General features: G+C 58.9%; 18 protein-coding genes, 1 tRNA gene and 3 rRNA genes. 2 read left to right on the top strand and 20 right to left on the bottom strand.

Annotated elements, in window-relative coordinates; genetic code table 11:
• Positions 1-18 precede the first annotated feature (18 nt).
• Positions 19-1017: a tripartite tricarboxylate transporter substrate binding protein gene (locus tag G7047_RS27435; RefSeq protein WP_166311460.1), complete on the top strand. Its 999-nt coding sequence runs from the start codon at positions 19-21 to the stop codon at positions 1015-1017.
• A gap of 28 nt (positions 1018-1045) precedes the next feature.
• On the opposite strand, the gene G7047_RS27430 is transcribed toward G7047_RS27435, so the two are convergent.
• The 13 genes from G7047_RS27430 to G7047_RS27370 form a co-directional block, all read right to left on the bottom strand.
• Positions 1046-2176: an acyl-CoA dehydrogenase family protein gene (locus G7047_RS27430; RefSeq protein ID WP_166311459.1), complete on the bottom strand. Its 1131-nt coding sequence runs from the start codon at positions 2174-2176 to the stop codon at positions 1046-1048.
• 50 nt (positions 2177-2226) lie between these two features.
• Positions 2227-2898, bottom strand: a complete 672-nt coding sequence (locus G7047_RS27425; RefSeq protein ID WP_166311458.1) for an SDR family oxidoreductase — start codon at positions 2896-2898, stop codon at positions 2227-2229.
• 2 nt (positions 2899-2900) lie between these two features.
• Positions 2901-3527, bottom strand: coding sequence for a pyridoxamine 5'-phosphate oxidase family protein (locus tag G7047_RS27420; protein ID WP_166311457.1), 627 nt, complete (start codon positions 3525-3527; stop codon positions 2901-2903).
• Complete coding sequence (locus G7047_RS27415; RefSeq protein ID WP_166311456.1) at positions 3524-4648, bottom strand: DUF695 domain-containing protein; 1125 nt, start codon at positions 4646-4648, stop codon at positions 3524-3526. The genes G7047_RS27420 and G7047_RS27415 overlap by 4 nt, the downstream gene beginning before the upstream one ends.
• Before the next feature lie 109 nt (positions 4649-4757).
• Entirely contained in the window at positions 4758-5951 is a 1194-nt protein-coding gene (locus G7047_RS27410) for an acetyl-CoA C-acyltransferase (protein ID WP_166311455.1), read from the bottom strand.
• Positions 5952-6013: 62 nt separating this feature from the next.
• Positions 6014-7843 (bottom strand): bifunctional isocitrate dehydrogenase kinase/phosphatase, encoded by a 1830-nt coding sequence (gene aceK, locus G7047_RS27405; protein WP_166311454.1) that lies wholly within the window; start codon positions 7841-7843, stop codon positions 6014-6016.
• 83 nt (positions 7844-7926) lie between these two features.
• On the bottom strand, positions 7927-8589 hold the full coding sequence (can, locus tag G7047_RS27400) for a carbonate dehydratase (RefSeq protein WP_166311453.1): 663 nt from the start codon (positions 8587-8589) through the stop codon (positions 7927-7929).
• A 59-nt stretch (positions 8590-8648) separates the two neighbouring features.
• Positions 8649-9836, bottom strand: coding sequence for an isovaleryl-CoA dehydrogenase (locus tag G7047_RS27395; RefSeq protein WP_166311452.1), 1188 nt, complete (start codon positions 9834-9836; stop codon positions 8649-8651).
• A gap of 147 nt (positions 9837-9983) precedes the next feature.
• Positions 9984-10388, bottom strand: a complete 405-nt coding sequence (locus tag G7047_RS27390) for a MerR family DNA-binding transcriptional regulator (RefSeq protein WP_166311451.1) — start codon at positions 10386-10388, stop codon at positions 9984-9986.
• A 376-nt stretch (positions 10389-10764) separates the two neighbouring features.
• A 5S ribosomal RNA gene (rrf, locus tag G7047_RS27385) occupies positions 10765-10877 on the bottom strand.
• A gap of 146 nt (positions 10878-11023) precedes the next feature.
• Positions 11024-13899, bottom strand: a 23S ribosomal RNA gene (locus tag G7047_RS27380).
• Between the two features lie 500 nt (positions 13900-14399).
• Positions 14400-14476, bottom strand: a tRNA-Ile gene (locus G7047_RS27375).
• A gap of 95 nt (positions 14477-14571) precedes the next feature.
• A 16S ribosomal RNA gene (locus G7047_RS27370) occupies positions 14572-16105 on the bottom strand.
• Together the 16S, 23S and 5S rRNA genes with 1 tRNA gene alongside form the textbook arrangement of a ribosomal RNA operon.
• Before the next feature lie 751 nt (positions 16106-16856).
• Between G7047_RS27370 and G7047_RS27365 the strand changes: the two genes are divergently transcribed.
• Complete coding sequence (locus G7047_RS27365) at positions 16857-18752, top strand: ATP-binding cassette domain-containing protein (protein ID WP_166311450.1); 1896 nt, start codon at positions 16857-16859, stop codon at positions 18750-18752.
• A 22-nt stretch (positions 18753-18774) separates the two neighbouring features.
• On the opposite strand, the gene G7047_RS27360 is transcribed toward G7047_RS27365, so the two are convergent.
• Genes G7047_RS27360 through G7047_RS27330 form a run of 7 tightly spaced genes read right to left on the bottom strand, consistent with a single transcriptional unit; the run spans position 18775 to position 25157 of the window.
• Positions 18775-19908: a chemotaxis response regulator protein-glutamate methylesterase gene (locus G7047_RS27360; RefSeq protein WP_166311449.1), complete on the bottom strand. Its 1134-nt coding sequence runs from the start codon at positions 19906-19908 to the stop codon at positions 18775-18777.
• A gap of 4 nt (positions 19909-19912) precedes the next feature.
• Entirely contained in the window at positions 19913-20593 is a 681-nt protein-coding gene (gene cheD, locus G7047_RS27355) for a chemoreceptor glutamine deamidase CheD (protein WP_166311448.1), read from the bottom strand.
• A 46-nt stretch (positions 20594-20639) separates the two neighbouring features.
• Positions 20640-21563: a CheR family methyltransferase gene (locus tag G7047_RS27350; RefSeq protein WP_166311447.1), complete on the bottom strand. Its 924-nt coding sequence runs from the start codon at positions 21561-21563 to the stop codon at positions 20640-20642.
• A gap of 19 nt (positions 21564-21582) precedes the next feature.
• Positions 21583-22074 carry a chemotaxis protein CheW gene (locus G7047_RS27345; RefSeq protein ID WP_166311446.1) on the bottom strand — a complete coding sequence of 164 codons (492 nt, stop codon included), beginning with the start codon at positions 22072-22074 and terminating at the stop codon, positions 21583-21585.
• The gene (locus G7047_RS27340) at positions 22071-24251 is read right to left on the bottom strand and encodes a chemotaxis protein CheW (protein WP_166311445.1); all 2181 of its coding nucleotides are present in this window, start codon (positions 24249-24251) and stop codon (positions 22071-22073) included. The genes G7047_RS27345 and G7047_RS27340 overlap by 4 nt, the downstream gene beginning before the upstream one ends.
• A gap of 42 nt (positions 24252-24293) precedes the next feature.
• A complete protein-coding gene (locus G7047_RS27335; RefSeq protein ID WP_166311444.1) occupies positions 24294-24656 on the bottom strand; it encodes a response regulator in 363 nt (120 codons plus the stop codon).
• Between the two features lie 60 nt (positions 24657-24716).
• Positions 24717-25157 carry a hypothetical protein gene (locus G7047_RS27330; protein WP_166311443.1) on the bottom strand — a complete coding sequence of 147 codons (441 nt, stop codon included), beginning with the start codon at positions 25155-25157 and terminating at the stop codon, positions 24717-24719.
• Positions 25158-25422: the final 265 nt, after the last annotated feature.

Genomic DNA, 25422 nt, shown 5'->3' with positions numbered 1-25422 from the left:
ATTCAGGACTCTTGCATCATGTTCAGCACCCAACGCCGACAACTGCTCGCGCACACAGCGCTCATCGCCACCGCCGCCCTGTTCGGCGCCAGCGCGACTCATGCCCAGAAGCCCACGTGGAAGCCTGAGCGCCCCGTCAAGCTGCTCGTGGGCTTCGCACCTGGAGGCTCCGCCGACACGCTGGCGCGCCTGATCGGTGAACAGCTCGGCCAGAAACTCGGTCAGCCCGTCGTCGTCGACAACGTGCCCGGCGCGGGCGGCAACATCATGGCGCAGCGCCTTGCGACTTCCGCTGCGGACGGCTACACACTCGGCATCGGCGCTGCCGGCTCCATGGCCATCACCTTCGAGCTCAACCCCGCCGTCACGCACTACAAGCCCGAGAGCTTCGCACCCGTCACCATGCTGGCGACCCAGCCCAACGTGGTGATCGTCAACCCCAATGTGCCCGCCACCAACATCGCCGAGCTCAAGACCTACATCGAGCGCACGCCATCGGTGAGCTATGGCATCGCCGGTATCGGCATCTCCAACCACCTGATCGCCGAAGCCATGCTCCACCGCATGGGAGCCAAGATGGCCGCCGTCCCATACAAGGGCGCAGCCCCGGTGATCACCGACCTCATGGGCGGCCACATCGCGATGACCGTGGACAACATCACCACGGCGGCAGCATTGGTGAAGGAAGGCAAGGTGAAGGCCCTTGGCGTGACCACCGCCAAGCGCGCACCCCAACTGCCCAACGTGCCCACGCTGCAGGAGCAAGGCATCAAGGGATTCGACATGCCCACCTGGCAAGGACTGTTCCTGCCAGCCAAGACGCCCGCTGACATCCAGCAAGCCTATTTCGATGCCGTGCAGGACGTTCTCAAGAGCGCATCGACTGCGGAAAAGATGGCCGTGCTCGGCTCGCAGCCCGTGGTAGGCATGAAGTCCGACGACTTCGTGAAATACCTCGCCAACGACCGCAAGCAGTGGGCCGAGACCATCAAGGCAGCGAACATCCAGCCACAGTAAAGCGCCTACGAAGCACCGCGCGCTGCGATCAGGCCAGCGCGCGCTGGATGATGATCTTCTGCACGTCGCTCGTGCCCTCGTAGATCTGGCAGACGCGCACGTCGCGGTAGATACGCTCGACCGGAAAATCGTTGACCACGCCATAGCCACCCAGCGTCTGGATCGCGGCGCTGCAGACGCGCTCGGCCATCTCGCTGGCAAAGAGCTTGGCCATCGCGGCCTCCTTCAAGCAAGGGCGATTGGCATCGCGCAGGCTGGCGGCGTGCCAGATCAGCTGGCGTGCCGCCTCGATCTGCACCGCGCAGTCGGCGAGGCGAAAGCCCACGGCCTGGTGGTTGAAGATGGCGGTGCCGAAGCTCTCGCGCTCCTTGCTGTACTGCAGCGCAAACTCGAACGCGCTGCGCGCCATGCCCACGCTCTGTGCGGCGATGCCGATGCGCCCGCCCTCAAGGCCGCCGAGCGCGATCTTGTAGCCCTCGCCCTCCGCACCGATCAGGTTCTCGGCCGGGATGCGGCAGTCGTCGAAGTTGATCTGCGCGGTGTCGCTGCTGTGCTGGCCGAGCTTGTCTTCGAGGCGCGCCACCACATAGCCCGGAGCATTCGTCGGCACGAGAAACGCGCTCATGCCCTTCTTGCCCGCACCCTTGTCGGTCACCGCGATGACTATGGCGACATGGCCATTCTTGCCGCTGGTGATGAACTGCTTGACGCCGTTGATCACGTATTCATCACCCTGCTTGACCGCCGTGGTGCGCAGCGACGACGCGTCCGACCCCACATGCGGCTCGGTCAGGCAGAACGCGCCGAGCATGTCGCCGCGCGCCAGTGGCTCGAGCCACTGCTTCTTCTGCGCCGCGTTGCCGTACTTCATGAGGATGGCGTTGACCGGGCAATTGGTCACGCTGATCACCGTGCTCGTTCCGCCATCACCCGCCGCGATCTCTTCGAGCACCAGCGCGAGCGAGAGATAGTTCAGGCCCGCGCCGCCGTGCTCTTCAGGCACGCAGATGCCATAGACGCCCAGATCGGCCAGGCCCTTGTGCACTTCGCGCGGGAAGACATGCTCCTTGTCCCAACGCGCGGCGTTCGGCCACAGCTCTTCCTGCGCAAACTGGCGCACGGCGTCGCGAATCATTTCCTGGTCTTCTGTGAGCAGCATCTTGTTTGTCTCTGTAGTCTTGTCGGGTGACGGAAAATTTAAAAAGCAGTTCACCAGTGCGCTGCACGACGTCCGTCGTAGTGCAGCAGCTGGCCCTTGTCTTCGGGCGTGAGCGACGCGAGCACGCTGCGCATGCCGCTCACGCTGTTGTCGATCTGCACGGGCGCGCCTGTGCCACCCATGTCGGTCTGCACCCAGCCGGGATCGATGGTGACGAGCGTAGCGCGCGGGTAGTCGTTCTGCGCCGCGGCCACTGCCATGTTGAGCGCGGCCTTGCTAGCACGGTAGATCCACGACTCACTGTCCTCCACGCTGCCGATCTGCGACATCGAGCTTGACAGGAACGCCAACACGCCACTGGCCTCTTCCACCATCGGCGCGATCTGCGGCAACACCTGCATCGCGCCAAGCACATTGGTGTGCATGACGGCATCGAAATCCTCCTGCGTGGGCGGTGTGAGCGCATTAGGCCTGCGGATCACACCCGCCACATAGATTGCGATGTCGATCCTCACGCCGTCAAGCAGCCACGCCAGCCCGCTGACACTCGCGGGTTGAGCCACATCGATCAGATGCACCTCCGCGCCCAGCGCGAGCACCCGCTCTCGCGCGGGCTCGTCACGCACGGTGGCGATCACACGGTGGCCCGCATCGCGGTACTGGCGCACGAATTCGAGACCGATGCCGCGCGACGCTCCAATCACCAAGACTGTGGAAGACATGATCAACGCGCTCCTTGTTCGTCCGTGATCTGCTGCTGATAACGCCGGACCATGTCGGCCTGCGGCTCGGGCACGACGCTCGATCCCATCTGCGCCTGAATGATTTCGTTGAGCGTCGGCAGTTCGCTGCGTGCGATCTGCGCATCGGCGTCCCAGAGTTTCGAGCGCATCAATGCCTTGGCGCAGTGCAGATAGACCTCCTGCACGCGCACTTCGATCACTAGCTTGGGCAGTTGTCGATCACCCTCGAATCGCAGGATGAATTCGGGCTCGTCGCGCAATTGCGCCGTGCCGTTCACCCGCAGCGTCTCATCCACTCCGGGCACGAAGAACAGCAGCGCAATGCGCGGATCGCGCAACAGGTTCGAGAGCGAATCCAGCCGGTTGTTGCCGCCCGCATCGGGCACCAGCAAATGCTTTTCATCCACGCATTTGACGAAACCCTTGGGGCCGCCGCGCGGCGAGGCGTCGAGCAGCGCGCCACCCTCGCCCGCCGTCGCGATCACGCAGAACGGTGACAGCGCGATGATGTGCTGGCAGTACGCGTCGAGGTGGTCGAGCTGCTTTTTCACCGCGCGCTCTGCCGGTTGCGCGTAGATCGTCCGCAGTTGTTCAAGCGTCGTGATCACTGGCCGTCTCCTTCGTCCGATCCGTCGCCCGAACGACTGGCGTGGATCGCGCCATAAAGTCCGAGAAACTCGCGCCATGACGGGTCGTAGCTCACCTCGATCTCGCCGGGCTGGTCCGGGGTGTGCTGCGCGCCGAGCTGCTTCGCGAGCGCGCTGGCGTGCGCCGCGTCGTCCACATAGAAAGCAGCGGCGCGCGTGCTCATGTTCTCCACGCGAGAGAACGCGAGAATGCCGCGCTGGTGCTGTGTAAGGGCCGCATCGAGTGCGTCCTGCGCATCGCGCACGGCGTCGAGTTCCTCCTGGCTTGCGAACGGTAGACGCCAGAGCAGAAAGTGCGACAGATCGGCGCGCGTGGCGACCGCATTGGCTGAATCGTGAAAGCTCAGGATGTCCGGTGGATCCTCATCGCTGGCTTCGCGCGGGCGCACTTCCAGCGAGATCCAGCAGTCGTCTTCCTGACGCGGAAATTCATAGCTGCGCCCCAGCTCATCGCGTTGAAAGGCATCGAAAATCGCCGGAAAAACCGATAGCGGCTCGGCGCCCGCGACGTTGTCCGAGAAACCATCGACGAATTCCACGGGACCGACGCGCACGGAAAAATCCCATTCGCCGAGTACATGGTCGAGCATGATGAAGGCCATGTGGCGCGCGTGATCGACCATGTCCTGCGGAATGATCTTCTCGAACGCCAGCTCCAGTCCGACAATGCCACCCGCGTCATAGTGCGCGACCAGCACGTCCGAGCACGAGAGCTCGAAGTCGTTCATGTGCATCGCGAAATCCTGGCCCAGCGAACGGCTGCGGAACGCGTGCACGGCGTAGTGCTCGAAGCGCGGTGCGCCGCGCACCAGCGCCTGCACATTCTCAAACTGCGCGATGTTGCCATGCGCGGTCACGACGATTCGCGCGCCGGACTCCTTGGGATTGCCTTCGAGTTCCAGCGCCAGATCGGGCGCATGGGGCACAAGGATCTCGTGCGCGCGCTCGACGAATTCACGCGACGGCAACGCTTCGAGCGCACTGAGCTGCGCCGAGAAGTCTTGCCAAAAGGCCTCTATCTGCTGCGCGGTGAGCGGTTCGGCGCTCACGGATTCGTCGTTGTCCGGTAGGTCTTGGCTCATGCGTCTCTCCTGCTGAATGGGCCGAACGTGGGACGCGCGGCCTCGTTGCACATGGGCTCACTGTAAGGCAAAGGGGCGGTGCCCCTTCAAGCCCCTAGAGTGCGCGAACTCAGACCAGCTCGATGGCCATCGCCGTGCCTTCGCCGCCGCCGATACACAGCGTGGCGACGCCCTTCTTCTTGCCGCGTGTCTGCAGGGCGTGGATCAGCGTGACGATGATGCGCGCGCCGCTCGCGCCGATGGGGTGGCCGAGTGCGCATGCGCCGCCGTTCACGTTGACCTTGTCGTGCGACACGTTGAGTTCCTTCATCAGCGCCATCGGCACCACGGCGAAGGCCTCGTTCACTTCCCACAGGTCGACGTCCTCGACCTTCCAACCGGCCTTCTTGAGCGCCTTCTCGGTCGCGCCAACGGGAGCGGTGGTGAACCATTCGGGAGCCTGCGCGTGCGTGCCGTGCGAGACGATGCGCGCGAGCGGCTTGCAGCCCAGTTGCTTGGCGGTGGATTCGCGCATCAGCACCATCGCGGCCGCGCCGTCGTTGATGCTGGAGCTGGAAGCGGCGGTGATCGTGCCGTCCTTCTTGAACGCGGGCTTCAAGCTGGTGATCTTGTCGAGCTTGGCCTTGGCCGGGCCTTCGTCCACGCTCACCGTGACGTCGCCCTTGCGGGTCTTGACGGTGACGGGCGTGATCTCGGCCTTGAACGCGCCGCTCTCGGTGGCGGCCTGCGCGCGCTTGACGCTGGCAATCGCGAACTCGTCCTGCTGCTCGCGCGTGAAGTGGTATTTGGCGGCGCAGTCTTCGCCGAAAGTACCCATCGATCGGCCCGGCTCGTAGGCGTCTTCCAGACCGTCGAGCATCATGTGATCAAAGATCTTGTCATGGCCCATGCGGTAGCCGCCGCGCGCCTTTTTGAGCAGGTAGGGTGCGTTGGTCATGCTTTCCATACCACCCGCGACCATCACCTCGCGGCTGCCCGCGATCAGCTGGTCGTGCGCGAGGATCGTAGCCTCCATGCCCGCACCGCACATCTTGGAGAGCGTCACTGCGCCCGAGCTTTGCGGCAGACCGCCCTTGAAGCCCGCCTGACGCGCGGGCGCCTGGCCCTGACCCGCCATCAGGCAGTTGCCGAACAGAACCTCTTCCACCAGCTCGGCCTTGATGCCTGCGCGCTCGACCGCTGCCTTGATGGCCGCGCCACCCAGATCGTTGGCGGACAGCTCGGCGAAGTCACCCTGGAAGGCGCCCATCGGTGTGCGTGCAGCGCTGACGATGACGACGGGATCGCTGTGTTGTTGGCTCATGTGAATCTCCTTGAATGAATCGGCTGTTGGAATGGATAAGAAAGGATGGGCGACTGTGGGGACTACGGCGCGGCTTCCTGCTCGCGCGTCGGCGCACTGCGCTCATGCAGACGCCGGTCGTTGTCGTAGGGAAACACGTCAAGCATGTGACCCGCCTGTATGCGCTCTTTGTGCGACTGCCAGAACTGCGCATCAAGCAAGTCGGCGTGGTGGCGCATGAAGACCTCGCGCACGGCATCGTTGCCGAGCAGGAACGGGCCGAAGGTTTCGGGAAACACGTCGTGCGGACGCACCGTGTACCAGATCTCGCCGGACATCTCGTCCTCTTCGTTGCGCGGCTCGGGCACGCGGCGGAAGTTGCAGTCGGTGAGGTATTCGATCTCGTCGTAATCGTAGAAAACGACCTTGCCGTTGCGCGTGATGCCGAAGTTCTTCCACAGCATGTCGCCCGGAAAGATGTTGGCCGCAACCAGATCCTTGATGGCGTTGCCGTACTCGACCACGGCGCGCGAGAGGCTGCGGTGCGCCTCGGGATCGGCGACGCCCTTGTCGAAACATTCCTGCAGATGGATGTTGAGCGGCACGAGGCGACGCTCGATGTAGAGGTGACTGATGATGACCTCCTGCTGGCCATCGCCATCGCGGTCACTGATCTCGAGCTGGCTCGGCGCGAACTTCTGGATTTCCTCGATCAGTTCGTCCGAAAAGCGGTCGCGCGGAAACGCGACGAGGCTGTACTCGAGCGTGTCCGCCATGCGGCCCACGCGGTCGTGCTGCTTGACCAGCAGATACTTGCCCTTGACCTGCTCGCGCGTGGTTTCCTTCTGGTGCGGAAAGTGGTCCTTGATGAGCTTGAACACATAGGGGAAGCTCGGCAGGTCGAACACCAGCATGACCATGCCCTTGATGCCGGGCGCGATGCGGAACTTGTCGCTCGAATAGCGCAGGTGGTGCAGAAAGTCGCGGTAGAACAGCGTCTTGCCCTGCTTTCCCAACCCAAGCGCGGTGTACAGATCGGAGCGCGGCTTGCGCGGCATGAGCGTGCGCAGGAACTGCACGTAGGCGCTCGGCACCTCCATGTCGACCATGAAGTAAGCGCGCGCGAAGCTGAACAGTCCGTGCATGTCGTCCTCACCGAACAGCGCGGCGTGCAGCAGCAGTTTACCCTCGCCGTTGTGCAGAATGGGCACGGAGAACGCCAACTCGGTATAGCCGGTGATGATCTTGCCGACGAGGTACGCGCCCTTGTTCCGGTAAAACAGATTGGAGAGCACCTGGATCTGGAAATTCGCGCGCAGCGTGAGGCCGTCAAGGCGTCTTTCGATGCGTTCGGAAAGCAGTTCGATGTCACGTGCCAGATCGTCATAGGCGCATTGCAGGTTCAACTGCTCGAACAGTTCGTGGAGCGCCGTCGGCAGGCGCTCGAGCGTCTGGGGGTAGTAGGCGCGGTAAGTCGGCAGCGCACCAGGCGCGCGGCTTTCCAGATACTCCGTGCTCACGGCGGGGCGCACGAAAATGAAGTCGTTCTGGAAGTGCGTACGGTGCAGGATCTTGGTGGTGACCGAGTTGAAGAAGGTCTCGGCCAGCTCGGGCTGCAGATGCTCGACCATGAGCCCGATGTAGTGCAGCTTCACCTGCTGCCACACGCTCATGGATTGCGTTCCGGCCGCGAACTCCTTGTCGAGCCGCATCACGCACTCCTTCACGCGCAGGTCGTAGAACTCGATGCGCTCACGCTGCGCGCGCTGCTGACCGTGCCAGTCCTGCGTTTCAAAGCGGTGCTTGGCCCGTGCCGATTCGGCGCGGAACAGTTTGTAGTGCCGGTTGAAGCCGTCCATCATCGCCTTCGCGATGTCGTAGGCCTGCGGGGCATCCAGACGTTGCGGAAACATGGGTGGGTGCCTTTGCCCGCGTGCGGGCGGCGATGATGGAAGGAAAGAAGACGAAAAAACTGGAACCGCTGCGTGCGCGGCGATCAGTCGCGCTTGCGGTTTGCGACCTGCTCGACGGCGGCGGCGTGGACTTCTTCGAGCCCGCCCACGCCGGGCACCGTCATCTCGAGATTGGTGATGAGGCCGTTCTTGAGGCTGTAGCACCAACCGTGCAGCGTGACCTTCTGGCCGCGTGCCCAAGCATCCTGCATCACCGTGGACTGGGCCACGTTGACGACCTGCTCGATGGCGTTGAGCTCGCACAGTGCGTCATGGCGAAACTGTGGAGAGATCGATTCGAGCAGCTTGATGTGCTTGTCGCGGATGTCGCGCACGTGGCGTGTCCAGTTGTCCACCAGACCGAGACGCAGCCCTTCCAGCGCGGCCAGCACACCGCCGCAGCCATAGTGGCCCACGACCATCAGGTGTTCGACCTTGAGGTGATCCACGGAGTACTGAATGGTGGACAGGCAGTTCAGATCGCTCGGCACCACCACGTTCGCCACATTGCGGTGTACGAACACCTCGCCGGGCTCCAGACCCGAAATCTGGTTGGCGGGAACGCGACTGTCGGAGCAGCCAATCCACATGTACTTGGGTTTCTGCTGCGCCATCAACCCGGTGAAGAAACCGGGCTTGTCACGCTCCACCTGTGCGGCCCACTCACGGTTGTGGACAAACAGCTGTTCGATGGAGGTTGTGCTCATAGGGCAATCCTTTTTATCTGGTTGACGACAATGGCGCAGCCGCTCCGGTCACGCGGCCATCAGCAGGTTTCTGCAAACAGCTCGCGGCCGATCAGCATGCGGCGAATCTCGCTCGTGCCTGCGCCGATTTCATAGAGTTTCGCATCTCGCCACAAACGACCGAGCGGGTATTCGTTGATATACCCATTGCCGCCATAGATTTGCACGCCTTCGCCGGCCATCCAGGTCGCCTTCTCGGCGGTCCACAGAATGACGCTCGCGCAGTCCTTGCGTACCTGGCGAACATGGTCGGTTCCGAGCAGATCGAGGTTTTTGGCGACCGTATAGGCAAAAGAGCGGCCCGCTTGCAGCACGGTGTACATGTCGGCGACCTTGCCCTGGATGAGTTGGAACTCACCGATGCTCTGGCCGAACTGCTTGCGGTCGTGGATGTAGGGAATCACGTTGTCCATCACCGACTGCATGATGCCCAGCGGGCCACCAGTCAGCACGGCGCGCTCGTAATCGAGACCGCTCATGAGCACCTTGGCACCGCCGTTCACCTGGCCGAGCACGTTCTCGGCTGGCACTTCCACGTTCTCGAACACCAGCTCACCGGTATGGCTGCCGCGCATGCCCAGCTTGTCGAGCTTCTGTGCAATCGAGAAACCCTTCATGCCCTTTTCAATAAGAAAGGCGGTGACGCCACGCGCGCCGAGTTCGGGCTCCGACTTGGCATAGACTACCAGCGTGTCGGCATCGGGACCATTGGTGATCCACATCTTCGTGCCGTTGAGCAGGTAGTAGCCGCCCTTGTCCTCGGCCTTGAGCTTCATGCTGATCACGTCGGAACCGGCACCGGGCTCGCTCATTGCCAGCGCACCGACGTGCTCGCCGCTGATCAGCTTGGGCAGGTACTTGGCCTTCTGCGCCTCGTTGCCATTGCGATTGATCTGATTCACGCACAGATTGGAATGCGCGCCGTACGACAGACCAATAGACGCGCTCGCACGCGAAATTTCTTCCATCGCGATCATGTGCGCGAGGTAGCCCATGTTGGCGCCGCCGTACTGCTCGGAAACCGTGATACCCAGTACGCCCAACTCGCCAAACTTGCGCCACAGGTCCATCGGGAACTGGTCCGTGCGATCAACTTCAGCGGCGCGCGGCGCGATTTCCGCCTGTGCAAACTCGCGAACGGCATCGCGCAGCGCGTCGATGTCTTCGCCGAGTTGAAAATTCAGACCGGGCAGATTGGCAAGACTCATGGTTTGTCTCCGAGAGATTGGAAAGTAGAACTACAGACGGGTGCTCAACAGATTGTGCGAGCTGGCTGCTAAAAGCCCGCTCACTGCTTCATCCCGCTCTTGGCAGGATGCGAAACACACATATGACGTTTACGTAAACGTCAATTATCACTTATTTTTCGTGTCAGATTCAAGGCGATGCAGATGCGCTACGGCTTCTTTTTCGTGCTCACAGATCTCATCGAGATTCGCCTGCAGATCCGTCATCTGCGCTTCGAGCTGCTTGCGATGCTGGCCCAGCACCTCCAGAAACTTGCGCAGCTGATTGCCCGTGTCACGCGGGCTGTCATACAGATCGATGATCTCCTTGGCCTCGGTCAGCGAAAGCCCGAGCCGCTTGGCCCGCAAGGTGAGTTTGAGACGCGTGCGATCCCGCGGACTGTAGACCCGACTGCGCCCGCCAGGCCCCGTGCGATCCGGACTCAGCAAGCCCATGTCCTCGTAGAAGCGCATGGCACGCGTAGTGAGATCGAACTCTTTGGCGAGATCGCTGATGGTGTAAGTCGTACCCATTGAATTGGAGTTGTTGTGAAGAGGCAAGAGACCCCGCACGGACGCGCGGCCAAGTCAGTTGACGTTAGCGTCAATATATCCCAGCGCGAATCAAATCAGCACCAATAGTTGAATCTGTCACCTCTTGATGCCAAGTTGTCACGGCTTGACCCCAGCACGGACACGAGCACAGCGAAGTGCCGAGCCTACCTCTTCAGGTGACGTTTGCGGCAAGGAGCCTGAACGGGGAGGCTTGGGCAATCAGTGAGTTTTGCCGCAGGTATTGGGAGCGAGTGTGGGGTTTGAGGAGCGTGAGCAAGGCGCTTTCCCACATTCGATTTCCTAAAAGCAAAACGCCCCTAACTCATCAGAGCTAGGGGCGGTTTGGGCTGTAAGAGCCTGACGATGACCTACTTTCACACGGGAACCCGCACTATCATCGGCGCGAAGTCGTTTCACTGTCCTGTTCGGGATGGGAAGGAGTGGTACCAACTTGCTATGGTCATCAGGCATAACTGGGTGTCATGCAGACTTATGGTCTGCACAACGAATTCATAGAGTCTCAATCAGCTGAGGTTGTGTCCAGACTGTTTCACTGAACTTAATTTGATTGCGTACTTGGCATAACTACAAGTCTTTGAATTTATCAAAGTTATAGGGTCAAGCCGCACGGGCAATTAGTACTGGTTAGCTTAAAGCATTACTGCTCTTCCACACCCAGCCTATCAACGTCGTGGTCTACAACGACCCTTCAGGGGCTCGAGGCCCCGGCAGATCTCATCTTGAAACGAGTTTCCCGCTTAGATGCTTTCAGCGGTTATCTCTTCCACACATAGCTACCCTGCGATGCCACTGGCGTGACAACAGGTACACCAGAGGTGTGTCCACTCCGGTCCTCTCGTACTAGGAGCAGGCTTCCTCAAATCTGCAGCGCCCACGGAAGATAGGGACCAAACTGTCTCACGACGTTTTAAACCCAGCTCACGTACCTCTTTAAATGGCGAACAGCCATACCCTTGGGACCGACTACAGCCCCAGGATGAGATGAGCCGACATCGAGGTGCCAAACACCGCCGTCGATATGAACTCTTGGGCGGTATCAGCCTGTTATCCCCAGAGTACCTTTTATCCGTTGAGCGATGGCCCTTCCATACAGAACCACCGGATCACTATGTCCTGCTTTCGCATCTGCTCGACTTGTCAGTCTCGCAGTTAAGCACGCTTATGCCATTGCACTATCGTCACGATGTCCGACCGTAACTAGCGTACCTTCGAACTCCTCCGTTACACTTTGGGAGGAGACCGCCCCAGTCAAACTGCCTACCATGCACTGTCCCCAGTCCAGATAATGGACCTAGGTTAGAACCTCAAACACACCAGGGTGGTATTTCAACGTTGGCTCCATGTGATCTAGCGACCACACTTCAAAGCCTCCCACCTATCCTACACAGATCTGTTCAAAGTCCAATACAAAGCTACAGTAAAGGTTCATGGGGTCTTTCCGTCTTTCCGCGGGGAGATTGCATCATCACAAACATTTCAACTTCGCTGAGTCTCAGGAGGAGACAGTGTGGCCATCGTTACGCCATTCGTGCAGGTCGGAACTTACCCGACAAGGAATTTCGCTACCTTAGGACCGTTATAGTTACGGCCGCCGTTTACTGGGACTTCAATCAAGAGCTTGCACCCCATCATTTAATCTTCCAGCACCGGGCAGGCGTCACACCCTATACGTCCACTTTCGTGTTTGCAGAGTGCTGTGTTTTTAATAAACAGTCGCAGCCACCGATTTTTTGCAACCCCATTCAGCTCCCTCTGTACGAGTTCACCTACTAGGGGCATACCTTCTCCCGAAGTTACGGTATCAATTTGCCGAGTTCCTTCTCCTGAGTTCTCTCAAGCGCCTTAGAATACTCATCTCGCGCACCAGTGTCGGTTTGCGGTACGGTCGTCAATAGCTGAAGCTTAGTGGCTTTTCCTGGAAGCAGGGTATCACTCACTTCATGTGCAAGCACACTCGTTATCACCCCTCATCTAAGCCCGGCGGATTTGCCTACCGGGCACGACTACAGGCTTGAACCAACATATCCAACAGTTGGCTGAGCTAACCTTCTCCGTCCCCACATCGCACTATTGATCGGTACAGGAATATTGACCTGTTTCCCATCAGCTACGCATCTCTGCCTCGCCTTAGGGCCGACTCACCCTACGCCGATGAACGTTGCGTAGGAAACCTTGCGCTTACGGCGAGCGGGCTTTTCACCCGCTTTAACGCTACTCATGTCAGCATTCGCACTTCTGATACCTCCAGCATCCGTCTCCAGACACCTTCACAGGCTTACAGAACGCTCTCCTACCACGTGCAATAAATTGCACATCCGCAGCTTCGGTAACTGGCTTAGCCCCGTTACATCTTCCGCGCAGGACGACTCGATCAGTGAGCTATTACGCTTTCTTTAAATGATGGCTGCTTCTAAGCCAACATCCTGACTGTTTTAGCCTTCCCACTTCGTTTCCCACTTAGCCAATTTTAGGGACCTTAGCTGGCGGTCTGGGTTGTTTCCCTCTTGAGTCCGGACGTTAGCACCCGGTGCTCTGTCTCCCAAGCTGTACTCTGCAGTATTCGGAGTTTGCCTTGGTTTGGTAAGTCGCCATGACCCCTAGCCAAAACAGTGCTCTACCCCGCAGGTAATACTTGAGGCACTACCTAAATAGTTTTCGGAGAGAACCAGCTATTTCCAAGTTTGTTTAGCCTTTCACCCCTATCCACAGCTCATCCGCTAGTTTTGCAACACTAGTCGGTTCGGACCTCCAGTACCTGTTACGGCACCTTCATCCTGGCCATGGATAGATCACTTGGTTTCGGGTCTACACCCAGCGACTAAAAACGCCCTGTTCGGACTCGGTTTCCCTACGCCTCCCCTATTCGGTTAAGCTTGCCACTGAATGTAAGTCGCTGACCCATTATACAAAAGGTACGCCGTCACCCCTTACGAGGCTCCGACTTTTTGTAAGCATACGGTTTCAGGATCTATTTCACTCCCCTCCCGGGGTTCTTTTCGCCTTTCCCTCACGGTACTTGTTCACTATCGGTCGATGATGAGTATTTAGCCTTGGAGGATGGTCCCCCCATATTCAGACAAGGTTTCTCGTGCCCCGCCCTACTTATCTGCAGCCTAGTACCACCACTGGGTTTTCACATACGGGACTATCACCCACTATGGTCGGCCTTTCCATGCCGTTTTGTTAACCCAATGACTATCACTGCAAGGCTCTTCCGAATTCGCTCGCCACTACTATCGGAATCTCGGTTGATGTCTTTTCCTCGAGCTACTTAGATGTTTCAGTTCACTCGGTTCGCCTCGCAACCCTATGTATTCAGGTTGCGATACCCTTGCGGGTGGGTTTCCCCATTCAGAGACCTCCGGATCAAAGCTTATTTGCCAGCTCCCCGAAGCTTATCGCAGGCTATCACGTCTTTCGTCGCCTATCATCGCCAAGGCATCCACCATATGCTCTTAGTCACTTGACCCTATAACTTTGACATCTCTTTCGAGATGACCCAATTGTCAGATCGCAGACTTGTTTTGTGAGGTCTCACACCTCACGCGTTATGCCGTAATGTGAATGATTTTCTTAGCTGTAATCCATCTCTGGATCACTGCTTTGAGAACGATTCGTCATTACTTGAATTAAACAAAGTTATTGTCTATTCGTTTTGACGCAATCAAATTTGTTGCTAGCGGCACGGTGCAGTAAAACCTTTACGAATTTCTGCTTTCCGCTAACAACGCTGATTTCGACTCTATGAATTTTTAAAGAACAGCCGTATTGATCCGGTAATCCGGGTCAACAACAAAGCAGTCTGTCTCCAAACTGCTTTGGTGTTGATTTTTTATCTTGATAAGTGTTGGTGGAGGATGACGGGATCGAACCGACGACCCCCTGCTTGCAAAGCAGGTGCTCTCCCAGCTGAGCTAATCCCCAGGATTTCTTCCTCGACCAGAGTGTTGGCGCTTCCAATAAAGAGTTTGGTGGGTCTAGTTGGGCTCGAACCAACGACCCCCGCCTTATCAAGACGGTGCTCTAACCAGCTGAGCTACAGACCCATTCCTCAACCAGAGCAACAGGTCCTGCTGCTCAGCCTTGGCTTGTTCCAACAACCGATAAGTGTGGGCGTTCAATCTTGAATGCTGTTTTCCAGAAAGGAGGTGATCCAGCCGCACCTTCCGATACGGCTACCTTGTTACGACTTCACCCCAGTCACGAACCCCGCCGTGGTAAGCGCCCTCCTTGCGGTTAGGCTACCTACTTCTGGCGAGACCCGCTCCCATGGTGTGACGGGCGGTGTGTACAAGACCCGGGAACGTATTCACCGTGACATTCTGATCCACGATTACTAGCGATTCCGACTTCACGCAGTCGAGTTGCAGACTGCGATCCGGACTACGACTGGCTTTATGGGATTAGCTCCCCCTCGCGGGTTGGCAACCCTTTGTACCAGCCATTGTATGACGTGTGTAGCCCCACCTATAAGGGCCATGAGGACTTGACGTCATCCCACCTTCCTCCGGTTTGTCACCGGCAGTCTCATTAGAGTGCCCAACTGAATGTAGCAACTAATGACAAGGGTTGCGCTCGTTGCGGGACTTAACCCAACATCTCACGACACGAGCTGACGACAGCCATGCAGCACCTGTGTTCAAGTTCTCTTTCGAGCACTTCCTCATCTCTGTGGAATTCTTGACATGTCAAAGGTGGGTAAGGTTTTTCGCGTTGCATCGAATTAAACCACATCATCCACCGCTTGTGCGGGTCCCCGTCAATTCCTTTGAGTTTCAACCTTGCGGCCGTACTCCCCAGGCGGTCAACTTCACGCGTTAGCTTCGTTACTGAGAAAGTGAATTCCCAACAACCAGTTGACATCGTTTAGGGCGTGGACTACCAGGGTATCTAATCCTGTTTGCTCCCCACGCTTTCGTGCATGAGCGTCAGTGCAGGCCCAGGGGATTGCCTTCGCCATCGGTGTTCCTCCGCATATCTACGCATTTCACTGCTACACGCGGAATTCCATCCCCCTCTGCCGCACTCAAGCTATGCAGTCACAAATGCAGTTCCCAGGTTGAGCCCGGGGATTTCACATCTGTCTTACATAACCGCCTGCGCACGCTTTACGCCCAGTAATTCCGATTAACGCTTGCACCCTACGTATTACCGCGGCTGCTGGCACGTAGTTAGCCGGTGCTTATTCTTACAGTACCGTCATGGGCCGCCTTTATTAGAAGCGACCTTTTCGTTCTGTACAAAAGCAGTTTACAACCCGAAGGCCTTCATCCTGCACGCGGCATGGCTGGATCAGGGTTTCCCCCATTGTCCAAAATTCCCCACTGCTGCCTCCCGTAGGAGTCTGGGCCGTGTCTCAGTCCCAGTGTGGCTGATCATCCTCTCAGACCAGCTACAGATCGTCGGCTTGGTAAGCTTTTATCCCACCAACTACCTAATCTGCCATCGGCCGCTCCGTCCGCGCAAGGTCATTACTGATCCCCTGCTTTCATCCGTAGATCGTATGCGGTATTAGCAAAGCTTTCGCCTCGTTATCCCCCACGATCGGGCACGTTCCGATGTATTACTCACCCGTTCGCCACTCGTCAGCATCCGAAGACCTGTTACCGTTCGACTTGCATGTGTAAGGCATGCCGCCAGCGTTCAATCTGAGCCAGGATCAAACTCTACAGTTCGATCTTGAAATTTAAAGTCTCTCGACTTGCTCAATACAAATAGGAATTGAAGAAGAAATGATCTTCCTACAATTTTACTGTTTGCATGAGCGTTTGTAGTGACAAGCACTAGTCCCGAAGAACTTATGCATTCGCCATCAAACGCCCACGCTTATCGGCTGTATATTTTTAAGGATCCACCGCAATCCGAATCGCTTCGTCTTGCTTGACTCGCTGTGATCAGCTAAGCCTTGAATTATAACACGTTTTAAAGACCTGTCAAACTTTGTGGTTTTTGCAGACCGACCAGATAACCAGTCAAACCCCGCATCCACCAGCCGCCGTTTTCGTTTCCGTCATCAGCAGCGAAGCCTTGTATTCTACACCGGATTCTGAGACCCGGAAGAAGAAATCCAAGATTTCTTCTTCCCCGCCACCCAGAGCATCACCAGATTACCGGCAACCACCCCTAGTAGCGAAGCCCTCTATTCTATACCGGTTTTTGAACCAGCCAGAGAACTTTGAGAACTTTCTTCAACCGCATCTTTTGCCGCCTGCAAGATGCCTTTCGGCGGCTTGTTATGTGACTGCTTGTTGAAGCGATGGAGTGATTGTAGCCCGGGTTTTCCCTGAAATTTGGAAGTTTGATAGTTTTCTTACGAAATCCACCCCAACGCAGGCATGCCAGCCCCTCTGAGCAAAGTCATTCCCCGGAGATCTACATAGACTCCATATATAGAGGGCCGCTCACTAGTGCGGATAATCCCGTCCCATGGCACTCATCACACTACTAGATGCGCAACTGGCTTTTGGCCATGTTGCCCTGCTCGATCATGCAGACTTTGCGCTGGAAACCTCAGAGCGCGTCGGCCTGATCGGCCGCAACGGCGCAGGCAAATCCTCGCTGCTCAAAATTCTGGCCGGCACGGCCAAGGCAGACGACGGCAAGCTGCATGTCCAGCAGGGCCTGCGCTCCACTTATGTGGAGCAGGAGCCGGACCTTAATCCCGAGGCCACCATTTTCGAGGTCGCTTCCGAAGGCCTGGGCAATGTGGTGGTCTGGCGCGAGCAATATCTCTCGGGCGCTGCGGATGTCGATCTGGATGCGTTGCAAACAAAAATCGAAGCACATGATGGTTGGAACTGGGAGCAGCGCGTGGAAGAAACGCTGCACCGATTGCATCTCGATGCGACGGCGCGCATCTCCACGCTGTCCGGCGGTACAAAGAAGCGTGTCGCCCTGGCTCGCGCGCTCGTTGCCAAGCCCGATGTGCTGCTGCTTGATGAACCCACCAACCATCTGGACCTCGACTCCATCACATGGCTTGAGGATCTGCTGATCGATTTCAAGGGTAGCCTCATCACCATCACCCATGACCGGGCGTTTCTTGACCGTGTTGCGACACGCATCGTGGAATTGGACCGAGGACAACTGCGCTCTTATCCCGGCAACTTCGCCGCCTACGTGACGCAGAAGGAAGAACAGCTTGCGCAGGAAGCTGTCATCAACGCCAAGGCCGACAAGCTGCTGGCGCAGGAAGAAGTCTGGATTCGCAAGGGTGTGGAAGCACGCCGCACACGCGCTCAGGGCCGCATCACCCGCCTCGAGAACATGCGCGCCATCCGCGAAGCACGTCGCGACGCGCTGGGCAGCGTAAACATGGATATCGCTTCGGGCTCCCAGAACGGCTACCAAGGCAAGATCATTGCCGAGCTGACTGACGTGAGTCTGTCGTTCGGCGAAAAGCAGATCGTCAACAACTTCACCGGCACCATTCTGCGTGGTGACAAGGTCGGACTGATCGGCCCGAACGGCGCTGGAAAAACGACTCTGCTGCGCATGATTCTGGGCGAGTTGGAGCCGGATACCGGCAACGTGCGCCGCGGCAACAATCTGCAGATCGCCTATTTCGACCAGATGCGCCAATCCATCAATCTGGATGCAACGCTCGAGGACTTCATCAGTCCCGGCAGCGAATGGATCGAGATCGGCAACCAGCGCAAGCATGTGAAGAGCTATCTGAGCGACTTCCTGTTCTCTCCCGCGCGCGCTCACTCCCCTGTGCGCTCGCTGTCCGGTGGCGAGCGCAACCGACTGCTGCTCGCACGCCTGTTCGCCCGTCCTGCGAATGTGCTGGTTCTCGACGAGCCAACCAATGACCTCGACATCGACACGCTGGAACTGCTCGAAGAACTGTTGCAGACCTATGACGGCACCGTGTTCCTCGTGAGCCACGACCGACAGTTTCTCGACAACGTGGTGACCAGCACCATCGCCTACGAAGATGCTGGCGTGTGGACCGAGTACGAGGGAAGCGTAGAAGACTGGCTGACTCAGTCACGCCGCCGCCGCGATCTCGCCGTAGCAGACGCCACCCCAAAGAAAGACCCGCGCAAGGAAGAAGTCAGCACGCCCGGCAACGACAAGCCCGCCAGCGCTCCCGCGCAGAAGCGCAAGCTCAGCTACAAGGAGCAGCGCGAATTGGAGCAGTTGCCTGCTCAGATTGAGGCACTGGAGGTTGAACAGACATCGATTCAGACCGCGCTGGCAGACGGTACGCTGTATTCAAGCGATGCAGCGCGCGCCGCAGCACTGAATGCGCGCGACGGCGAAATCGAAGAGCAGCTGATGCACGCGCTGGAGCGTTGGTCCGAACTCTCGGCCTGACGCACAGATCGGCTGGAAAGACTCAATACGGAGGCTCATCGAGCAGCGCGCCTGACGCGACGCCCTTGAGCAGCCGTGCCAGCACGGCCGGTCCGATCTGCGGCAGAGGCAAGACGGCATCCACGGCACCATGCGCGATGGCTTCCCGTGGCATGCCAAAGACCACGCAACTGGCCTGATCCTGAGCAAAGTTGTAGCTGCCCGCCTCTTTCATCACCCGCATCGCAGATGCCCCATCACTGCCCATGCCTGTGAGCATGACGCCAATGGCGTTGGGGCCGGCAGCGACAGCGGCCGAGCGGAAAAGCACGTCGACGGAAGGCTTGTGACGATTGACCGTGTCGCCGTCGAAGATAGACGCTAAGTAGCGCCCCACACGCCGGGCCACCGCAAAATGCTTGCCCCCGGGCGCAATGTATGCATGCCCCGGCAACAGCGGTTCGCCATGCAGGGCCTCTGTCACCGTCACCGTGCTGAGCTCATTGAGCCGCGCGGCAAAGCTCGCCGTGAAACCTGCCGGCATGTGCTGCACGATGACGATGGGCGGCGCATCGGCTGGCATGTACGCCAGTACTTCACGCACGGCTTCGGTTCCGCCCGTCGAGGCGCCAATACAGATCAGCTTGTCGCTGAGCAATGGTGAAGAAATTCGCAACGGCTGCGTTGTCTGCAGCGGCCGTTCGCTTGCGGGGCCCGTAATCGCACGCAGGCGCTTGACCGAATCAAGCGACAGCGACGGAAGCCGCCTGACCTGCGCTTGCGCGGCGATGCGGATCTTCTCGACGATCTGCTGAGCCAGTTCGAGCAGACCGTTTTCAATGCCCAGGCGCGGTTTGGCGACGAAGTCTACCGCCCCCAATTCGAGCGCCCGGAGCGTGACCTCCGCACCGTGCTCGGTGAGGGTTGAAATCATCAGCACCGGCATGGGCCGCAAGCGCATCAGGCGGCCGAGAAAATCGATGCCGTCCATGTGCGGCATTTCCACGTCAAGCGTGACCACATCGGGATTGAGATCGCGGATCATCTCGCGCGCCGCCAGCGCGTCGTTGGCGGTCCCCACGCACTCCATGTCCGCCTGACGGTTGATGATCTCCTTCAGCAGGTTTCTTACCAACGCCGAATCATCAACCACCAGTACACGACATTTTTCTGACATGTGCTCAGCCCTTCCGCTGTCCGAAGATATCCACGGACCCCCCGCGGGTGGCGCGCACCACCGACGCGGCATTGCCACGCGCCTCCTGCGCCGCCAGTTGCTCTGGGTGCGTGTGGGCCAGTCGCTTGACCATCGCCTTGCCGGACGTACCGAAGAACACGACCTTGCGCGGGTGAATGTCGAGCACGTCTTCGGACACGACAGGAATTCGCTCGGTACGCAAATATTCGCGCACGAATTCTGTATTGCGTTCGCCCACATTCATGTTCGTGAACCCATGGATCACCTGCGCCCCGCCAAAGATCTTGGCCTGCATGTATTCACGGCGCGCGCCCAGCTTCATCATCTCGTTGATCAGCAACTCCATCGCGTAGGAGCCGTAGCGCCCCGACAGGTCCGTCGAATCCCCCACAGGCAGCATGAAGTGATTCATGCCCCCCACCCCCGCACGGCTGTCCCACAGACAGGCCGAAATGCAGGAGCCGAGCACGGTGATCAGCATCACGTTCTCGTTGGTGACGAAGTATTCGCCCGGAAGCACCTTGACGGCGTTGTACTGAAAATGACTGTCGAAAAAGAAGAATGCGGCCTGTCCCGGTGGCACCGGACGCGCCTTGAGCTGCTCCAACGACACGTCCAACGGGCCACGCGCGCGTGGGATCGATTGCGCCACTTCAGCGCTCATGAAGCGTTCCTCGATGTCACATCCACGATGATGAAAAAACGGGATTTCATAGCCGTTCGTACACCGTCTTTCCGCGCAGGACGAACAAGTCTCGTGCGTCGCTGAAATGTTCGGCATGTCCCACGAACAGCAAGCCACCGGGGCGCATCACCCCATACAATCGCTCGAGCACACGACGTTGCGTCCCTGAGTCGAAATAGATCATCACATTGCGACAGAACACCACGTCAAGCGGGTACTGGAACGGCCAATCAGCATCGATCAGATTGATCTGCTGGAAATCGACAGCCTGTTGCAAGGGCGGACGCACTCGCACCAGACCGGAATTCGAGCCAGTGCCGCGCAGAAAGAACCGATGCAGCCGTTCCTCGCTCAGCCCCTTGAGGTGATCTGCGCGAAAGACACCTTCGGCCGCTCGCGCCAGAACGCGCGAATCGATATCACTGGCGATCAGCTTGAAACGTGAGGCCTGCGCGCCCAGCATCTCATGTGCCGTCATCACAATGGAATAAGGTTCTTCGCCCGTCGACGCCGCACAGCTCCACACATGCCAAGGGCCATCCGGGTGCTGCGTGAACCACGTGGACAACAACTCAAAATGATGGGGCTCGCGAAAGAAGGCAGTGAGATTCGTGGTCAGCACGTTCACGAACTCCTGCCACTCCGCATTGTCTTCTAGCTGCTCCAGCCAGTTCAGATAGTCGTGAAAGCTCTTGTGCCCGGTGTCCCGCAGCCGCCTTGCGACGCGGCTGTAAGCCATCGCCTGTTTTCCACTGTGCAGATGAATCCCCGCCCGCGCACGGATCAGCGTACGGATGCGCTCGAAGTCTTCCGACGTCCAGAAAAACTCACGCTCGCCGATGTCCCCATCCAGTAGGCCGTCCGCCGCCAGATCCGTAGACGCTGAGGAACCGCGCCGACGCGCGGCCCGCTGGTCGTCCGGGTGCAGGGATGAGAACGCTGATGTCATGGGGCTTGCACCGGTGTGCTCACGCGTCTGCGGGGACCAGCCCCATGTCCACGTTGGACATCAGTTTCTCGATGTCAAGCAGGATCAGCATGCGCTGGGCCACACTGCCCAACCCCTCGATGCATTCATGGTCGATGGCGCTGTCGAATTCAGGAACGCTGCTGATGTCGTCCTCCTGCAGGCGCAGCACATCACTGACCGTATCGACCACCACCCCCACCACCCGATCCAGCAGATTCAGGATGATCACCACTGTGAAGTCCCCGTAATGCGGTGCACTGCCATGGTGAAGCTTCATGCGCAAATCAACGATGGGCACGATGGTGCCGCGCAGGTTGACCACCCCCTTGATGAACGCCGGTGTTCTCGCAATGCGCGTCGGTGCTTCGTAGCGCCTGATCTCGCGCACCTTGAGAATGTCGATACCGTATTCCTCATCAGCAATGCGGAAGGTGAGATATTCCCTGCCCTGCACTGCTGTGCCCACAGACTGCATAGTCACGCCGTTCATACCAGTTCCCCCAGATCACGCGCAAGCGAACGCGTACTGCGCGCCCTGCGCACGATGGCCGTCGCATCCAGAATCAGCGCCACGGAACCATCTCCCAAGATGGTGGCACCGGACACGTTGGGAATCTTGCGGTAGTTGGTCTCGAGGTTTTTGACCACCACCTGATGTTGCCCAAGCAGTTCATCCACACGCAGCGCGACTCGGTTGTCTTCCACCTCCACCACAACCATGATGTCCGCATGGCGCGCCAAGGCCGCAACGCTGCGCGGCACATCGAACAACTTGTCGAGCGCGACCACCGGCATGAATTCGTCACGCACCTTCACCAGCGGCGTGCCCTGAGCCACCGTGTTCACATGGTCCGCAGAAACCTGGAAGGATTCAACCACCGTGGACAGCGGCAGGATGTAGACCTCATCGCCCACGGCAACCGACATCCCGTCCATGATCGCGAGCGTCAGCGGCAAACGCACCGAAATCCGCGTGCCGTAGCCTTCTGCCGAGTCGATCTCCACACTGCCTCCGAGTGCCGCAATGCTGCGCTTGACCACGTCCATGCCCACACCGCGACCGGAGATGTCGGTCACCACTTCGGCCGTCGAAAAACCTGGTTCGAACGCCAGCGCCCATACGTCCTGGTCGCTCATGTCGTCAGTCACCGGAATACCACGTTCGCGCGCCTTGCGCAAAATCTTCTCGCGCGACAGCCCGCGCCCGTCATCATGCACCTCGATCATGATCGAGCCGCCTTGATGGGCCGCAGACAAGGTAATCGTTCCATGCTCGGGCTTGCCCACAGCAACGCGCTCCGCAGGTGTCTCGATGCCATGATCGCAACTGTTGCGCACCAGATGCATGAGCGGGTCGGTGATCTTCTCGACCATGCTCTTGTCGAGTTCGGTCGACTCGCCCTGCGTGACCAATTCAACGTTCTTGCCGCACTTAAAGGCCAGATCGCGCAGCATGCGCGGAAACCGGTTGAACACTACTGACATCGGAATCATGCGGATCGACATGACCGACTCCTGCAGCTCGCGCGTGTTGCGCTCCAGATCAGCCAGACCAGAGAGCAATTGCTGATGCAGGCGCGAATCCAGATCACGGCTGTTTTGTGCGAGCATGGCCTGCGTGATCACCAGTTCGCCCACTAGATTGATGAGTTGATCGACCTTGTTCACCGCCACGCGGATCGTGGCTGCCTCGACTTGCGAGGCGCTACTCATCTTGTGCTCGAATCCGCCCGTCGGCTTGCCCTGCGGAACGATGTTCGTCGCACTGACTTCCGGCTCGACCAGCAGTTCGACGGGCAAGCCCGGCGCACCACTGAACAGCCCGAAGAACTCATCGCCCATCAACTCCGAAGGCTGCGACTCCCCAGCTTCCGAATGCATGGCGGAATCCGCCGAGGCAATGATTTCTTCCTGATCAATCCCCAATTGCTCGTCCGACAGATGGAAGGCCAGCAGATCACGCAGTTCGTCGTCCGTCAAGTGGGTCTCGAGCACCAGTGCACGCACGTTGGCCTGCAGCACCGGCAGCTCATCGAGCTGAACCATATTGGGCATGCTGCACAGAAGGTCCGCCACCTCGTCCGCAGCTTCGGCGGTCTGCATGGGACCGATGCGCAGCGCCAGTCGGCGCAGGGGAAGTGAGGTGCCTTTGCCCAAAGCGGGCTCCAGAGCGCTGTGCACACCTTGCACGGCGAACGCGGCAACTGCGCCAGCCTCCGTGCCAGACGTACGCAGGCTTCCTGTCACCAGCTCGCTGATGCGCCGCACCAGCGCCGCTGTGGATGGCGGCTCACTGGTTTCGCCCTCTTGATGCCGAGTCAACAGCTCGCGCGACAAGTCGGCTGCATCCAGCAGCACATCGACCAGATCGGGGGACAGGGACAGTTCACGCCGCCGCACGCGATCGAGCAGCGACTCCATATGGTGCGTGAGCTCTGCGATGTCGGTGAAGCCGAACGTCGCTGCGCCACCCTTGATGGAATGCGCGCAGCGGAAGATGGCGTTGAGCTGCTCGTCATTGGCGTTGGCCAGATCGACATGCAGCAGCATGTGCTCCATCTGCTCGAGGTTCTCGGCCGCCTCGTCAAAGAATATCTGGTAGAACTGACTGAGATCGAAGGGCGCTGGGGCGCCCGTGCCCGCGCCTTCTGGGTGGGTGTCGGCCATGCTGTTCTCCAAGTGGGCTGCTGTGAGGCTGCGGCCCCGGCCTCAGCGCAGAACCTTCTGAATCACTTCGATCAGGCGATTGGGATCGAACGGTTTGACCAGCCATCCTGTCGCTCCGGCGGCGCGTCCCGCCTGTTTCATCTGCTCGCTCGACTCGGTGGTCAGGATCAGGATGGGCGTGGTCTTGAACTTCGGATGCTCGCGCAGCTTGCGGGTGAGGCCAATGCCGTCCAGGCGCGGCATGTTCTGGTCGGCCAGTACCAGGTCAATGTCGTGGCCCTCGGCCTTCTCGAGCGCGTCCTGCCCATCCACCGCCTCCACGACATGGTAGCCCGCGCCGGTCAACGTAAACGACACCATTTTGCGCATGGAGGGCGAATCATCAACTGCAAGAATGGATGGCATGTGAGTGGAACCTTTATCTAACTTTATTTTTGCAATGGGGCGTGTGTCGCGGGCCTGCGATCAGAACAGCTCAATGGAGCCCGCAGCCATTTCGCTTTGGGTCACCGGATTGGGGCGCGCTGGCGCCGCATCGAGCGGTGCGGCAGCCTCTTCCGATGAGCCCATGGCCTCGGCACCCAGCTGAAATGCACAGGAGCGCACAACCTTGGTGGTGTGGGTGATCAACTGTGTTGCCATATCGTGAAACTGCAGTTCGGTGACCGCACTGCGCAGCGCGACGCGGGCCTTTTCAAGGCGTTCGGACTGCACCACTTCATCGTCGTTCAGTAGGCCGTTGGCCTCGCCAAAACGCTGCAGCAGGTTGTCGGTCGCGTCGCCAAGCAGTCCTTCCAGACGATGGAGATCGTGCATCACCATCAACAGCGAATCCTGCAGCTCGGCCACCGTCATCACCGAAACGGGGACTGCAGGTTCACCAGAGCGAGTCAGCGTAGATTGCATTGTTTCTCCATGTGCTGGGGCCACCACCTTGCGCCGCAGTGAGCCAGCGTCGACTCACATACGCGCGCACATCGCTAGCGACAGTACCGCCTGCATTTCAATATGTAAATGTGATGATACCGACTTCTCACTATCGCAAATTATCGATGCGACGTAACTGTAAATACAAACAGGTCTTCGTTCCTGGCTTGTCTGGATTCCATTTTCTCGTTCACCTTCCGAGCGGCTCCTGCCAACCGACGACATGACCATCAACGCACGCGGT

The organism is Diaphorobacter sp. HDW4A, from assembly GCF_011305995.1.
Classification (GTDB): Bacteria; Pseudomonadota; Gammaproteobacteria; order Burkholderiales; family Burkholderiaceae_C; genus Diaphorobacter_A.
Note: the sequence above shows the minus strand (reverse complement) of the source record. Positions and strands in the feature narration are given on the sequence as shown.

Excerpts from the sequence above, each read along its gene's own strand:
- G7047_RS27435 (WP_166311460.1), top strand. The coding sequence starts at position 19 with ATGTTCAGCACCCAACGCCGACAACTGCTCGCGCACACAGCGCTCATC.
- G7047_RS27430 (WP_166311459.1), bottom strand. The coding sequence starts at position 2,176 with ATGCTGCTCACAGAAGACCAGGAAATGATTCGCGACGCCGTGCGCCAG.
- G7047_RS27425 (WP_166311458.1), bottom strand. The coding sequence starts at position 2,898 with ATGTCTTCCACAGTCTTGGTGATTGGAGCGTCGCGCGGCATCGGTCTC.
- G7047_RS27415 (WP_166311456.1), bottom strand. The coding sequence starts at position 4,648 with ATGAGCCAAGACCTACCGGACAACGACGAATCCGTGAGCGCCGAACCG.
- G7047_RS27410 (WP_166311455.1), bottom strand. The coding sequence starts at position 5,951 with ATGAGCCAACAACACAGCGATCCCGTCGTCATCGTCAGCGCTGCACGC.
- aceK (WP_166311454.1), bottom strand. The coding sequence starts at position 7,843 with ATGTTTCCGCAACGTCTGGATGCCCCGCAGGCCTACGACATCGCGAAG.
- can (WP_166311453.1), bottom strand. The coding sequence starts at position 8,589 with ATGAGCACAACCTCCATCGAACAGCTGTTTGTCCACAACCGTGAGTGG.
- G7047_RS27395 (WP_166311452.1), bottom strand. The coding sequence starts at position 9,836 with ATGAGTCTTGCCAATCTGCCCGGTCTGAATTTTCAACTCGGCGAAGAC.
- G7047_RS27390 (WP_166311451.1), bottom strand. The coding sequence starts at position 10,388 with ATGGGTACGACTTACACCATCAGCGATCTCGCCAAAGAGTTCGATCTC.
- G7047_RS27365 (WP_166311450.1), top strand. The coding sequence starts at position 16,857 with ATGGCACTCATCACACTACTAGATGCGCAACTGGCTTTTGGCCATGTT.
- G7047_RS27360 (WP_166311449.1), bottom strand. The coding sequence starts at position 19,908 with ATGTCAGAAAAATGTCGTGTACTGGTGGTTGATGATTCGGCGTTGGTA.
- cheD (WP_166311448.1), bottom strand. The coding sequence starts at position 20,593 with ATGAGCGCTGAAGTGGCGCAATCGATCCCACGCGCGCGTGGCCCGTTG.
- G7047_RS27350 (WP_166311447.1), bottom strand. The coding sequence starts at position 21,563 with ATGACATCAGCGTTCTCATCCCTGCACCCGGACGACCAGCGGGCCGCG.
- G7047_RS27345 (WP_166311446.1), bottom strand. The coding sequence starts at position 22,074 with ATGAACGGCGTGACTATGCAGTCTGTGGGCACAGCAGTGCAGGGCAGG.
- G7047_RS27340 (WP_166311445.1), bottom strand. The coding sequence starts at position 24,251 with ATGGCCGACACCCACCCAGAAGGCGCGGGCACGGGCGCCCCAGCGCCC.
- G7047_RS27335 (WP_166311444.1), bottom strand. The coding sequence starts at position 24,656 with ATGCCATCCATTCTTGCAGTTGATGATTCGCCCTCCATGCGCAAAATG.
- G7047_RS27330 (WP_166311443.1), bottom strand. The coding sequence starts at position 25,157 with ATGCAATCTACGCTGACTCGCTCTGGTGAACCTGCAGTCCCCGTTTCG.